The 12,967-nt window shown below is 60.3% G+C and carries 12 protein-coding genes; 7 read left to right on the plus strand and 5 right to left on the minus strand.

Annotated features, from left to right (window positions below; all coding sequences use genetic code 11):
• Positions 1-191: 191 nt before the first annotated feature.
• From DJ564_RS01215 to DJ564_RS01250, 7 genes are all read left to right on the plus strand, one after another.
• Positions 192-1,850 carry a Na/Pi cotransporter family protein gene (locus DJ564_RS01215; protein ID WP_109627042.1) on the plus strand — a complete coding sequence of 553 codons (1,659 nt, stop codon included), beginning with the start codon at positions 192-194 and terminating at the stop codon, positions 1,848-1,850.
• 177 nt (positions 1,851-2,027) lie between these two features.
• Complete coding sequence (locus DJ564_RS01220) at positions 2,028-3,404, plus strand: pitrilysin family protein (RefSeq protein WP_109627044.1); 1,377 nt, start codon at positions 2,028-2,030, stop codon at positions 3,402-3,404.
• A 273-nt stretch (positions 3,405-3,677) separates the two neighbouring features.
• On the plus strand, positions 3,678-4,706 hold the full coding sequence (locus DJ564_RS01230) for a DUF5924 family protein (protein WP_109627045.1): 1,029 nt from the start codon (positions 3,678-3,680) through the stop codon (positions 4,704-4,706).
• Between the two features lie 55 nt (positions 4,707-4,761).
• Positions 4,762-5,910 (plus strand): ABC transporter permease, encoded by a 1,149-nt coding sequence (locus DJ564_RS01235; RefSeq protein ID WP_109627047.1) that lies wholly within the window; start codon positions 4,762-4,764, stop codon positions 5,908-5,910.
• Positions 5,907-6,710 carry an ABC transporter ATP-binding protein gene (locus tag DJ564_RS01240; RefSeq protein ID WP_109627049.1) on the plus strand — a complete coding sequence of 268 codons (804 nt, stop codon included), beginning with the start codon at positions 5,907-5,909 and terminating at the stop codon, positions 6,708-6,710. The genes DJ564_RS01235 and DJ564_RS01240 overlap by 4 nt, the downstream gene beginning before the upstream one ends.
• Position 6,711: 1 nt before the next feature.
• Entirely contained in the window at positions 6,712-7,650 is a 939-nt protein-coding gene (locus DJ564_RS01245) for an MlaD family protein (protein WP_109627050.1), read from the plus strand.
• Positions 7,647-8,273 (plus strand): ABC-type transport auxiliary lipoprotein family protein, encoded by a 627-nt coding sequence (locus DJ564_RS01250; RefSeq protein WP_109627052.1) that lies wholly within the window; start codon positions 7,647-7,649, stop codon positions 8,271-8,273. The genes DJ564_RS01245 and DJ564_RS01250 overlap by 4 nt, the downstream gene beginning before the upstream one ends.
• A 193-nt stretch (positions 8,274-8,466) precedes the next feature.
• Here DJ564_RS01250 and DJ564_RS01260 read toward each other — a convergent pair whose 3' ends face one another.
• The 5 genes from DJ564_RS01260 to DJ564_RS01285 all read right to left on the minus strand — a co-directional run bounded on the left by DJ564_RS01260 (position 8,467) and on the right by DJ564_RS01285 (position 12,951).
• Positions 8,467-9,696, minus strand: coding sequence for a nucleoside recognition domain-containing protein (locus DJ564_RS01260; protein ID WP_109627054.1), 1,230 nt, complete (start codon positions 9,694-9,696; stop codon positions 8,467-8,469).
• A gap of 221 nt (positions 9,697-9,917) precedes the next feature.
• The gene (gene gltP, locus DJ564_RS01265) at positions 9,918-11,249 is read right to left on the minus strand and encodes a glutamate/aspartate:proton symporter GltP (RefSeq protein ID WP_109627055.1); all 1,332 of its coding nucleotides are present in this window, start codon (positions 11,247-11,249) and stop codon (positions 9,918-9,920) included.
• A 700-nt stretch (positions 11,250-11,949) separates the two neighbouring features.
• Positions 11,950-12,414 carry an inhibitor of vertebrate lysozyme family protein gene (locus DJ564_RS01275; RefSeq protein WP_109627057.1) on the minus strand — a complete coding sequence of 155 codons (465 nt, stop codon included), beginning with the start codon at positions 12,412-12,414 and terminating at the stop codon, positions 11,950-11,952.
• Between the two features lie 2 nt (positions 12,415-12,416).
• On the minus strand, positions 12,417-12,581 hold the full coding sequence (locus DJ564_RS01280) for a DUF1328 domain-containing protein (protein ID WP_003177151.1): 165 nt from the start codon (positions 12,579-12,581) through the stop codon (positions 12,417-12,419).
• A gap of 82 nt (positions 12,582-12,663) precedes the next feature.
• Positions 12,664-12,951 (minus strand): hypothetical protein, encoded by a 288-nt coding sequence (locus DJ564_RS01285; protein WP_109627059.1) that lies wholly within the window; start codon positions 12,949-12,951, stop codon positions 12,664-12,666.
• Positions 12,952-12,967 lie beyond the last annotated feature (16 nt).

Consider the following 12,967-nt stretch of genomic DNA (forward strand, 5'->3'; position numbering starts at 1 on the left):
TGAAACCTCCGGGTCCCTTCTTCATTTATGCATGAACCTGTTTTCATGACAGTTTTGTTTCAATCACTTCTTTAGCTATGCGATGCTGGCGCCCAGACCGTTAGCCAACTACAGCTTAAGTACAGAACGTAGAAAGTCGCGCGGCACCGTCAATTTGCCCCTCTGGGGCGCTACCACCACAGGGGGCCTGCATGCTCACCCTGCTCAATTTGTTATCGGCCGTGGCCTTGTTGATCTGGGGCACGCACATCGTCCGAACCGGCATCCTGCGGGTCTACGGTTCCAATCTGCGCCATGTGATCGGCCAGAACATGTCCAAACGCTGGTTGGCGTTCATCTCGGGGATCGTCGTCACGGCGATGGTGCAGAGCAGCAACGCCACCGCCATGCTCGTCACTTCTTTCGTCGGTCAGGGCTTGATGGCGTTGACGCCCGCCCTGGCAACCATGCTTGGCGCAGACGTTGGTACCGCGCTGATGGCGCGGGTGCTGACGCTCGATTTGTCCTGGCTGTCGCCGCTGCTGATTTTCCTCGGGGTGATTTTCTTCCTGTCCCGCAAGCAGACCCGGCTGGGCCAGATGGGCCGCGTCAGCATCGGTCTCGGGCTGATCATCCTGGCGCTGCAACTGATCGTCGAATCCGCCGCGCCGATTACCCAGGCGCAGGGTGTGAAGGTGATTTTCGCCTCGTTGACCGGCGACATCCTGCTCGATGCCCTGGTCGGCGCGTTGTTCGCGATGATTTCCTACTCCAGCCTGGCCGCCGTCCTGCTGACCGCGACCCTGGCCGGCGCCGGCGTGATCAGCCTGCCGGTGGCCATCGGTCTGGTGATCGGTGCCAACATCGGCAGCGGCATCCTCGCGTTCCTCAGTACCAGCATGCAAAACGCTGCCGGGCGTCAGGTGGCGCTCGGCAGCCTGCTGTACAAACTGATCGGCCTGCTGCTGATCATTCCGGTGCTGGACCCGTTGGTGCACTGGATCGACAGCCTCGATTTCAGTCCTCAGGAAATGGTCATCGGCTTCCACCTGCTCTACAACACCGCGCGCTGCCTGATCCTGCTGCCCAGCGTCGGCCCTATGGCCAGGCTCTGCGCGTGGCTGTTGCCGGAGCGGCCGGAGCTCAACGGCACGGCGAAACCCCGGCACCTCGACCCGACCGCGCTGGTCACCCCCAGCCTGGCGCTGGCCAACGCCGCGCGCGAAACCCTGCGCATGGGCGATCTGATCGACAACATGCTCGAAGCGATGCTCGACGTGCTGCGTGGCAAACAGTCCGCCATCACCCAGGAAATGCGCAAGCTGACCGATGATGTCGAAGCGCTCTACAGCGCCATCAAGCTTTACCTCGCGCAAATGCCCCGGGAAGACTTGAGCGATCAGGACAGTCGGCGCTGGGCGGAAATCATCGAACTGGCGATCAACCTCAAACTCGCCAGCGACTTGATCGAACGCATGCTGCGCAAGGTGCAGCAGCAGAAAACCTCGCAGCGCCGGTCTTTTTCCGAGGTCGGTTTGGAAGAATTGGCCGGGTTGCACAGCCAGTTGATCTCTAACCTGCGTCTGGGCTTGTCGGTATTCCTCAGTGCCGACAAGGAAAGTGCCCGCCAGTTGCTGCGTGAGAAACGTCGCTTTCGCGCACAGGAACGCCGCCTTGCCCATGCTCACGTCAGCCGGTTGCAACGTAAGATTGTGCAAAGTATCGAGACCAGTTCTCTGCACCTGGAGCTGATCGCCGACATGAAGCGCTTGAATTCGCTGTTCTGCAGCAGCGCTTATGTGGTGCTGGAAACGTCGGATACCGGTGCACTGGCGGTCGACGATATGGCTGACATCACGCATTCGCCTTGAACGTCTGGCGGTGGGGTCAGTCAGTTACATTGGTTCAGCCTCAAGACCGCCTTCGCGAGCAGGCCCGCTCCCACATTGATTTTGTGAGCGCCGCAAATCACCTGTGGGAGCAAGCCTGCTCGCGATAGCGGCCTGAAGGACGACATGGATCTCCGATTGGTTGCCTGGAAGCTTGCTATGCGTTGTCTGCTGTTCGCCTGTCTGTTGCTTGGCTCATTCCCTTCGTTTGCCCTGGATCGCTTCCAGGTCGAGGGCTATACGCTGCCCAACGGCCTGCAATTGCTGCTCAAACCGGGCACCGAGCGCGGGCATGTGGCGATTCGCCTGGTGGTCGGCGTGGGGCTGGATGATTTCAGCTGCGCCGAAAAGGAACTGCCGCATCTGCTTGAGCACTTGCTGTTCAGCGGCATCGACGCCACCGGCGAAGGTGGTCTGGAAGAGCGCATGCAGGCCTTGGGCGGTGAGTGGAACGCGTTCACCAGCAACGCTGACACCACGTTCGTCATCGAAGCCCCGGCAAAAAACCAGCGCAAAGTCCTCGACCTGCTGCTGGCGCTGCTGACCCAGACCCGAATCGACGACAACGCCATCAACGCCGCCAAACAAGTGGTCGAGCGCGAAGACGGCGGCCATTACTCGCATTTGCAGCGTTGGCTGGATCGTCAGGACCTGGGCCACACCGCGAGTAATCAGCTGGCGGTGGAACTGGGCCTCAAATGCCCCGAGCGGGCCGAGGTCGATGACCTGACCCGCGAGCAACTGGAGACGGTGCGCAAGGCCTGGTACGCGCCCAACAACATGACGCTGATCGTGGTCGGTGAGCTCGACAAGTTGTTGCCGGCGTATCTGGAGCGCTCGTATGGCGCGCTTGAAGCCGTCGACCCGACCGATCACCTGCCCTTGCCGGAAATCCAGGCCAGTGCTGCTCACGAGCGAACGCTGGGCGACGGCTTTGTCGGCGGTGGTGCCAAGTTGCACTGGCTGGTGCCGGAACCGGTGCTGCAGAATCAGCATGACCAAACCTTCGACCTGCTCAAGGACTATCTGGACTGGGCGCTCTATCGCCAACTGCGCCTGGCCCACGGTTTGTCCTATGGCCCCTCGGCCGAGCGCGAAGTGTTTGGCGGGGTGGGCTTCATGAGCCTGAACGCCGACCTTGATCGCGACGATGTGACTGAGGCCGAACAGGTGTTGGAGGATTTAAAGGCCGGCTTGCTCAAGGACGGTCTCGACGCAGACACCTTCAACCGCCTCAAACAGGCCGCCATCGCCCGCCAGGCCTGGGCCGTGCAAGGCAACAGCGCGCTGGCCGATTACTACTGGAGCGCGCTTGGGGACTACCAGGACGGGCGTTTCGCCAACCCGGCCAAGGAACTGCAAGGCGTGACCCTGGCGGAAGCGAACAAGGCCATGCGCGAGTTGCTCGTGCAGCCGGGGTATCTGCGGATCGAGAAGCCGCTGATGAGTTATGACCAGTTGATGTGGGCGATGGCCGGGGTGTTTGGACTGATTGTCCTCGGGGTATTGGCTTTACGAGTCCATCGCAGAAGGTAACCGCGCGCGGTGGCTGGAGCTTTTGTGGCGAGGGGATTTATCCCCGTTCGGCTGCGCAGCAGTCGCAAAACCAGTCGATGCGGTGTGCCGGAAAAACAGGGTCGCCCATTTTGGGGCCGCTTCGCAGCCCAACGGGGATAAATCCCCTCGCCACAGAAATCCCCTCCACCCCAGGGTTTTGTGTTCAACCAAAGTGACCGGCACCCTCGCCACGCCCCCCGCCCGGGCGGTACTCTGTCGAGGATTTTCCCCACGACTATTGTGAACCGCCGAATGCCTACTCTGACCCTGTACGTCCAGCGCATCCTGGAATTGATGAAGCGCTATCCAGGGGTCATTGCGCTCGGTGGTTTCATCTCCGGGGTCGGCAGTTTCATCCTGGTGGATCGGCAACAGGGCCTGGCGACCTGGATCACCATCATCATGGTGCTGAGCTGGATCTGGCTGATGCTGGAAAACAGCCTCACCAAGCTGTTCACCAAACTCTTCAAACGCGAAATCCCCCAGCCTTTGCTGCGTTACGCCACGCAGATGATCCACCAGGAAAGCCTGTTTTTCGTCCTGCCGTTCTTTTTCATCACCACGACCTGGAACAGCGGCCAGTTGTTCTTCACCGGGTTGCTGAGCATGGCGGCGCTGATTTCCATCATCGACCCGCTCTACTACAAATGGCTGGCACCCCGGCGCTGGGCGTTCCTGGCGTTGCACACGCTGACGCTGTTCGCCGCGCTGTTGACCGCCCTGCCCGTCATTTTGCACCTGACCACGTCCCAGAGTTTCAAACTGGCGCTGGGCACCGCTGTGGTGTTGTCGTTCCCGAGCCTGGCGTCGATCTTCCCGATCCGGACCCTGCGCAATGCGCTGGCGATCTTGAGCATCACCGTGGGTATCGGGGGCGTCGGCTGGGTCCTGCGTTCATGGGTTCCGCCGGCGACGCTGTGGATGACCGACGTGGCGATCAGTACGCAAATGCAGGACCGCACGCCGGGCAAGAGTCTTGAAGAAGTCAGCGCCGAGCAGATCCGTGGAGACGGCCTGTACGCCTACACCGCGATCAACGCTCCACGCGGTCTGGACGAACGGATTTATCACGTTTGGACGTTCAACGGCAAAGAGGTCGACCGCATCCCGCTGGACATCCATGGCGGGCGCAAGGAAGGCTATCGCGCCTGGACGCACAAGCAGAACTTCCCCGGCAACCCTGCGGGTAAGTGGCAGGTTCGGGTGCTGACCGAAGACGGGCAACTGATCGGTGTGCTGCGCTTCAAAATCACGGACAGCACACCGATCAAAGAAAAGTAATCCGGTTCGTGCTATTACGTAGCTCTGCGCCAATAGCCGAACAAGCACGGAGCTTATGACCAGCAGCACTACGGCCGGCAATGCCCAGCTAGACGCCTCTCACTCCCCTGCACAACTGCGGGTCACGGGTGACTGGACGCTCGCCCATTACGCCGATCTCAAGCACCTGAGCGAAAAGCTCCGCGGCCAATACGACGACAGTACCCACATCGACCTCAATGGCCTCGGCGCGCTGGACACGGCTGGCGCTTCACTGTTGGTGGAATTGCTCGGGTCCGAGCGTCTGGGCCGATCCACCGAACATCCTGATTGCACCCTGTCCCCGCCCGACCGCGCCTTGTTGCAGACGGTTTATTGCTCGCTCAGCGACTTCTGCGTGCCGATCAAGGAACCGGAGATCAGCGTCGGCATTCAGCTGCTGACCCGCATCGGTCGCGCCGTCGACGCGGTCTGGCAGGACACCCTGCAACTGCTGGGCTTTGTCGGCCTGATCCTCGAAACCATCGCGCGCGGGCTGTTTCGCCCTAAGCGCTGGCGGATCACGCCTATGGTCGCGCACATCGAACAGACCGGCCTCGACGCCGCGCCCATCGTGGCGTTGCTGACCTTTCTGGTCGGTGCCGTGGTGGCGTTTCTCGGCGCGACGGTGTTGGCGAGTTTTGGCGCGAGTATTTTCACCGTGGACTTGGTGGCGTTCTCCTTCCTGCGCGAATTCGGCGTGTTGCTGACCGCGATCCTGATGGCCGGGCGTACGGCCAGTGCGTTTACCGCGCAGATCGGCTCGATGAAGGCCAACGAAGAAATCGACGCCATCCGTACACTCGGTCTTGACCCGATGGAGTTGCTGGTGGTGCCGCGGGTGTTGGCGTTGCTGGTGGCGCTGCCGATGCTGACCTTTCTGGCGATGCTCTCGGGGATTATCGGCGGTGGCGTGGTCTGCGCCGTGTCGCTGGATATTTCGCCGGCGATGTTCCTGTCGTTGCTGCAAACCGATATCGGCGTTCAGCACTTTCTGGTGGGGATCGTCAAAGCGCCGATCTTCGCCTTCCTGATCGCTGCGATCGGTTGCCTCGAAGGCTTCAAGGTCAGTGGCAGCGCAGAATCTGTTGGCGCGCACACCACGTCGAGCGTGGTGCAGTCGATTTTCGTGGTGATCGTGCTCGACGCCGTGGCCGCGCTGTTTTTCATGGAGATGGGCTGGTGAGTCGTCTACCCCGAGCGCCCTCCGAGGCGGTGATCGAAGTCCGTGGGTTGTGCAATCGCTTCGGCAGCCAGAGCGTGCACGAGAACCTCGACCTGGATTTGTACAAAGGTGAAATCCTCGCCGTGGTGGGCGGCTCCGGCAGCGGGAAATCGGTGCTGCTGCGCAGCATCGTCGGCTTGCGCCAGCCCAGCGAAGGGCTGGTGAAGGTCTTCGGCAAGAACCTGCCGACCCTGCCCGAACACGAGCGTTCGATGGTCGAACGGCGCTTCGGCGTGCTGTTCCAGAAAGGCGCGCTGTTCTCTTCGCTGACGGTGACCGAGAACGTCGCCCTGCCCCTGATCGAACACGCCGGCCTGAACCGTGAAGATGCCGAGCACCTGGCGGCGGTGAAACTGGCCTTGGCCGGGCTGCCGCTGTCGGCGGCGGACAAATACCCGGCTTCGCTCTCCGGCGGCATGATCAAGCGTGCGGCGCTGGCCCGGGCGTTGGCGTTGGACCCGGACATCCTGTTTCTCGATGAACCCACCGCCGGCCTCGACCCGATTGGCGCTGCAGCCTTCGATCAATTGATCCTGACCCTGCGCGATGCCTTGGGCCTGAGTGTATTTCTGGTGACCCATGACCTCGACACGCTCTACACCATCACCGACCGGGTGGCGGTGCTGGCGCAGAAGAAAGTGCTGGTGGCTGACGCCATCGACAAGGTCTCGGAAACCGACGATGCGTGGATTCACGAATACTTCCATGGCCCTCGCGGCCGCGCGGCGCTGACGGCCGCTCAACAGTTGAATGAGGTCTGACATGGAAACCCGAGCCCATCATGTATTGATCGGCCTGTTCACCGTGATTGTGGTGGCGGGCGCCCTGCTCTTCGGCCTTTGGCTGGCCAAGTCCAGCGTCGACACCGAGTTCAAGGATTACGAAGTCGTCTTCAACGAGGCGGTCAGCGGCTTATCCAAGGGCAGCGCCGTGCAATACAGCGGGATCAAGGTCGGCGATGTGGTGACCTTGCGCCTGGACCCGAAAGACCCGCGCCGGGTGCTGGCGCGGATTCGTCTGGGTGGCGATACGCCGATCAAGGAAGACACCCGGGCCATATTGGCGCTGACCGGGATTACCGGGACCTCGATCATCCAGCTCAGTGGCGGTACACCGCAGAGCCCGAACCTCAAAGGCAAGGACGGCCATTTGCCGGTGATCATCGCGTCGCCCTCGCCCATTGCCCGTTTGCTCAACGACAGTGGCGACCTGATGGCCGGCGTGAACACGCTGATGCATAACGCCAACCTGATGTTTTCCACCGAGAACGTCGAGCGCATCAGCAAGACGCTGGAAAATCTGGAGCAAACCACTGGGACTATTGCTGATCAGCGCGGCGATATTCGTCAGGCGATGCAGCAACTGGCGTCCGTCGGCAAGCAGGCTGGCGCGATGCTGGAGCAGATGTCGGCGTTGATGCGTAACGCCAACGGCCTGCTCAACGATCAAGGCAAGCAGATGTTCGGCAGCGCCGAGCAGGCCATGAAGTCGCTGGAGCAAAGCAGCGCGACCATCAACAAATTGCTCACTACCAACCAGGATTCACTGAACAGCGGCATGCAGGGCCTTAACGGCCTGGCACCGGCGGTACGTGAATTGCGCGACACCCTGACGTCGTTGCGGGCCATTTCCCAGCGCCTGGAAGCCAACCCCAGCGGTTACTTGCTGGGCAATGACAAGAACAAGGAGTTCACGCCATGAAGCTTGCGACCCTCGCCCTCCTCGCCGGCTTCACGCTGGTCAGCGCCTGCTCGATCCTGCCTAAGTCCGAGCCGTCCGATGTCTATCGTTTGCCTTCGGCCCAGAGCAGCGCATCGGCAAGTCATGGCACGCCGCAACGCTGGTCGCTTCGCCTGACCAAGCCGCAGGCCAGCGAAGCGTTGAACAGCCCGAAAATCGCCGTGATCCCCCAAGGTGATCTGATCAGCAGCTACGCCGCCTCGCGCTGGAGCGATCCGGCGCCGGTGTTGCTGCGCAATCGGCTGCTGGATGGTTTCCAGCGGGACGGCCGAGTGCCGTTGCTGAGCACCGATGACAGCAACTTCCAAGCCGATCTGGAATTGGGCGGGAGTCTGCAGGCGTTCCAGACTGAATACCAAGGCACCGCGGCGAGCGTGGTCGTGCGGCTGGATGCGTTGCTGGTGCGTGGGTATGACCAGCGCATCCTCGCCAGCCGCCGCTTTGAAGTGCGCCAGCCATTGAGCGATGTGAAGGTGCCCGCGGTGGTGGCAGGGTTTGGCCAGGCCAGCGATCAGTTGACGGCGCAGGTGGTGAGTTGGGCGGTTGAGCAAGGCCAGAAAGCCGCCCCGCCTCCTCGCCCTTAAAGCCAACACAAACCCAATGTAGGAGCGAGCCTTTGTGGCGAGGGGACTTGTCCCCGTTGGGTCGCGAAGCGGCCCCAATTTCTGAATTCAAGTTGTTCTGATACACCGAGAATTCAGGTTTTGGGACTGCTGCGCAGTCCAACGGGGACAAGTCCCCTCGCCACAAAGGCTCACTCTCACAGGGGATCTTTGGTTAACCGAAGAACCAGTAGCAAACGCCAATCGCGCCGAGAACTCCGGCAAATTCCGCCAGCAATGCACACCCAACCGCATGCCGCGCTCGCTGGATGCCTACTGCACCGAAGTACACCGCCAGCACATAGAACGTCGTTTCCGTACTGCCCTGAATCGTCGCCGCCACCAGCGCCGGGAAACTGTCCACCCCGGAGGTCTTCATGGTTTCGATCAGCATCGCCCGCGCGGCGCTGCCGGAGAACGGCTTGACCATCGCCGTCGGCAGCGCGTCGACGAAGCGCGTGTCCCAACCGGCCCACTCCACCAGATGCCGGATCCCGTCCAGACCAAAATCCAGCGCCCCGGACGCCCGCAGTACGCCGACGGCACACAGCATCGCCACCAGATACGGCAGCAGGTTCTTGGCCACGTCGAAGCCTTCCTTGGCGCCTTCGACGAACGCTTCGTAGACTTTCACTTTGCGTAACGCGCCAATCACCAGAAACAGCATGATCAGCCCGAACAGCGTCAGATTGCCGAGGATCGATGACAGCCCGGCCAGAGCGGTCGCCGAGAGCGTCGCCAGCAGCGCCATGAAGCCACCGAGGGCCAGGGCACCGGGAATCAGATACGCGAGCACCACCGGGTCCCACAGACGCAGGCGTTGCATGAACGCCACCGACAGCAGGCCCACCACTGTCGAGCAGCTGGTTGCCAACAGGATCGGCAAGAACACGAGGGTGGGGTCGGGCGCACCTTGCTGAGCGCGATACATGAAGATCGTCACCGGCAGCAGGGTCAGGGATGAGGCGTTGAGCACCAGGAACAGGATCTGCGCGTTGCTGGCGATGGTCTCGCTGGGGTTGAGCTCTTGCAGCGCCTTCATGGCTTTCAGGCCGATTGGCGTGGCGGCGTTGTCCAGGCCCAGGCCGTTGGCGGCGAAGTTCAGCGTGATCAGGCCGATGGCCGGGTGACCCGCCGGGACTTCGGGCATCAGGCGCAGGAACAAGGGGCCCAGTGCTTTGGCCAGCCATTCGACGATCCCGGCCTTCTCGGCGATTCGCAGAAAGCCCAGCCAGAGCGTCAGGGTGCCGAACAGCAGGACCATGACCTCGACGGACAACTTGGCCATGGCGAAAATGCTTTCCACCATCGCCGCGAAGATCCCGGCGTTACCGCCGATCAGCCATTGCGCCAGTGCCGAAACGGCAGCCACGATGAAAAAGCCGAGCCACAGGCCATTGAGCATCAGTTAAATCCCCCGAAGAATGCCGCGAATGATAGCGGGGTAGCCAGAAACGACAAACCCCGGATTTCTCCGGGGTTTGTTTGTGTGGCTTGCTCGGGTCACTGTGGGAGCCAGCCTGCTGGCGATGAGGCCGGCACATTCAACATCTCTGTTGTTTGATACACCGCTATCGCCAGCAGGCTGGCTCCCACATAAAAGCCAGACTCCACAGGGTTCAGCTATCAGTTGCTGGAAACTTCGCCCGCCGGCAGCTTTTCCTTGCTGCGCCAGTGCGGCAGCGAGTTCCAGTAGCGCTGGCCCTTGGCGTCGTCGTACATGCCTTCCCAGCGGGAGATGACCAGTACGGCCAAGGCATTGCCGATCACGTTCAGCGCGGTACGGGCCATGTCCATGATGCGGTCGACACCGGCGATGAACGCCAGGCCTTCCAGCGGAATACCCACGCTGCCCAAGGTAGCCAGCAGCACCACGAAGGACACGCCCGGTACGCCGGCGATGCCTTTGGACGTCACCATCAGGGTCAGCACCAGCAGCAATTGCTGGCTGATCGACAGGTCGATGCCGTACAGCTGGGCAATAAAGATCGCCGCGATGCTTTGGTACAGGGTCGAACCGTCGAGGTTGAACGAGTAACCGGTCGGCACCACAAAGCTGCAAATGGCTTTCGGCGCGCCGTAGGCTTCCATCTTCTCGATCACGCGCGGCAGCACGGTTTCGGAGCTGGCGGTGGAGTAAGCCAGTACCAGCTCATCCTTGAAGATGCGCATCAGCTTGATCACCGAGAAGCCGAACATCTTGGCAATCAGGCCGAGGATGACAAAGGCGAAGAAGGCGATGGCGACGTAAACCAGGATCACCAGTTTGGCCAGCGGTATCAGAGAAGCGAAACCGAAGTTGGCCACGGTCACTGCGATCAGAGCGAACACGCCGATCGGGGCATAGTTCATGATCATGTGGGTGACTTTGAACATGCTTTCCGAGACGCCCTGGAACATCTTCACCAGCGGCTCGCGCAGGTCCGATTGCAGGCTCGACAGACCGAGACCGAACAGCACGGAGAAGAAGATGATCGGCAGCATTTCGCCGCGGGCCATGGCCGCGAAGATGTTCGACGGGATCAGGTTGAGGATGGTTTCGATGAACGCGTGTTCATGCTGGACCTCGGCCGCTGTCGCCTGGTACTTGGAAATATCCACGGTACCCAGGGTGCTCATGTCGATGCCGGTGCCCGGATGGAACACGTTGGCCAGCACCAGACCGACCACGATGGCGATGGTGGTGACAATTTCGAAGTAAATGATGGTCTTGAGGCCGATACGCCCGAGTTTCTTCGCGTCGCCTACACCAGCGATGCCGACGATCAACGAGGAGATGACGATCGGGATCACGATCATCTTGATCAGACGGATAAAGATATCGCCTGCCGGTTGCAGGACGTTGCTGATCCACCAGGCTTTTTCGGCACTGAAATGGTTGAGCAGCGCACCGATTGCTATCCCCAGTACCAGACCGATGAGGATCTGCCAGGCGAGGCTGAGCTTTGCCTTCTTCATATCTTTACCCTTACTTGCGTTTGACTCAGGCGAATGCAAGAACTGGAACGCTCGTCGCGAAAAAGTCTGTGCATCTGCCCCCGTATAAGGTGCCCCGGAGCGCTTTGTTACGGCTCTCTGGCAGGCGAAAAAAGGCGCAACTATTCCGATGCAAGGAAGCGACGTCTAATGCCGTAAACGCCTACCCTATGCCGAATCGGCATGAGCTTTTTTAATTGAAACCCGCGTCCCAACCGGTTCGAATACGACATTTCGGCAGGCATAAGTGCCGTGAACCGGCCATTTCAGAGGAGGTTGGTTGTTTTTTAAACAGTTGAATTCATGACGAAATTTCGGAAAAAGCCTACGTTTGGCAGCGAAATCTCATGCGCCCAAAGTCGAAGGTTTCTCGATATACGGTCGTGAGGAAACACCGCGAAACGGTTTTACGGGGAATATGCAGCAGGAGGGAATGAGCGCAGTGCTCTAGATCAACGCTTTGCACGTTGAAGCTCTTCGCAAGTCCGTCGAGCCACTCGGGGCTGGCGAACTTGCGTCGCAGCTTTAATTACCTGACCCGGCCCTTGCGCAGACACTCCATGTGCCCGTAGGTCACTCCGCCCCAGAAACAGGCAGAACGTCCCGACCCCTTGGTCATGCGCCTACCTTCCTCGGGTAGCGCACTGGAAAGAAGCAATGCTGCTCCTTTCGTGTTTCAAACTCAGTACCACTTCGGATCTTTCTTGAGCTGTTCCATCAACAGATCCTGCATGCCCTGGTCAGGTTTGCCGAGGAAGCGGTAGTCGGCATGTCGCGTTGGCGACTTGTCGGCCGGCAATCCTGCGGGCACTTCGACCAGCATGGCGTACGCGTCCTTTTTGTCGAAGCTGAAGGCCACGATCAAGCGTTTGTTCAGGCACGTCGTTTGCGTTTCGCAAAGCGGCCCGACCAGGTACTTGTCGCCATCTTCTTCAACGGCATTCATTTGCTCGGAAGCGCCAGACAGGTTCATAACCCATTCTGGCAGTCGTTCTTCCTTTTTAACGACTTTAGTCCAGGTTTCACGGTACTGCGGGTTCGAATTCAACAATTCGCTGACCCGCGTCTGGCCATCATTGGCGGCCATCGCCATGGCACTACCGCCCAGAAGCAGGGCGGCTGCCAGTGTCTTTACCCAAACGCTCATATTCAGCCTCGACCGCGACGGCCAAAGAAGAACGAAGCAATGAACATCACCAGGAACACGACAAAGAGAATCTTGGCGATACCCGTGGCGGTGCCCGCGATACCACCGAAGCCCAGTACGGCGGCGATGATGGCAATGATCAAGAATGTGATTGCCCAGCTCAACATGGTGATTCTCCTTACGCTTCTATATTAGAGGTGCAGCTTGTGGTGCTTTTCCCGGCGCAGCGAGCGCGCCAAGTTCGGTTGCTCAGAACACCCAACGTTCCTGACGCGGCATCTCATCCGCAGGCTGAGCCTGGTCGACGTCCATCATTCGCATCGGAGCAAGGTCAGCCTGATTACTGCTGACGGCGCTGAAATGGGTCTGGGTTGCACGATGAATCGACACGTGCGGCGCTTCTGGCTGCTGGCTCTGTTCCCAGAGCAGGAACTGCTGGCCAGCGATCAGCGTGATCAACATCGCCAGGATGCCAAACAGGCCTTGCTGGATATGCAACGGCGAGATGCGCAATGGGGCGACACGTTGGCGATTCATTCTGAAACTCCTCCCA

This window comes from Pseudomonas sp. 31-12 (assembly GCF_003151075.1).
GTDB lineage: Bacteria > Pseudomonadota > Gammaproteobacteria > Pseudomonadales > Pseudomonadaceae > Aquipseudomonas.

Excerpts from the sequence above, each read along its gene's own strand:
- DJ564_RS01220 (WP_109627044.1), top strand. The coding sequence starts at position 2,028 with ATGCGTTGTCTGCTGTTCGCCTGTCTGTTGCTTGGCTCATTCCCTTCG.
- DJ564_RS01250 (WP_109627052.1), top strand. The coding sequence starts at position 7,647 with ATGAAGCTTGCGACCCTCGCCCTCCTCGCCGGCTTCACGCTGGTCAGC.
- DJ564_RS01285 (WP_109627059.1), bottom strand. The coding sequence starts at position 12,951 with ATGAATCGCCAACGTGTCGCCCCATTGCGCATCTCGCCGTTGCATATC.
- DJ564_RS01245 (WP_109627050.1), top strand. The coding sequence starts at position 6,712 with ATGGAAACCCGAGCCCATCATGTATTGATCGGCCTGTTCACCGTGATT.
- DJ564_RS01260 (WP_109627054.1), bottom strand. The coding sequence starts at position 9,696 with ATGCTCAATGGCCTGTGGCTCGGCTTTTTCATCGTGGCTGCCGTTTCG.
- gltP (WP_109627055.1), bottom strand. The coding sequence starts at position 11,249 with ATGAAGAAGGCAAAGCTCAGCCTCGCCTGGCAGATCCTCATCGGTCTG.
- DJ564_RS01215 (WP_109627042.1), top strand. The coding sequence starts at position 192 with ATGCTCACCCTGCTCAATTTGTTATCGGCCGTGGCCTTGTTGATCTGG.
- DJ564_RS01280 (WP_003177151.1), bottom strand. The coding sequence starts at position 12,581 with ATGTTGAGCTGGGCAATCACATTCTTGATCATTGCCATCATCGCCGCC.
- DJ564_RS01235 (WP_109627047.1), top strand. The coding sequence starts at position 4,762 with ATGACCAGCAGCACTACGGCCGGCAATGCCCAGCTAGACGCCTCTCAC.
- DJ564_RS01275 (WP_109627057.1), bottom strand. The coding sequence starts at position 12,414 with ATGAGCGTTTGGGTAAAGACACTGGCAGCCGCCCTGCTTCTGGGCGGT.
- DJ564_RS01230 (WP_109627045.1), top strand. The coding sequence starts at position 3,678 with ATGCCTACTCTGACCCTGTACGTCCAGCGCATCCTGGAATTGATGAAG.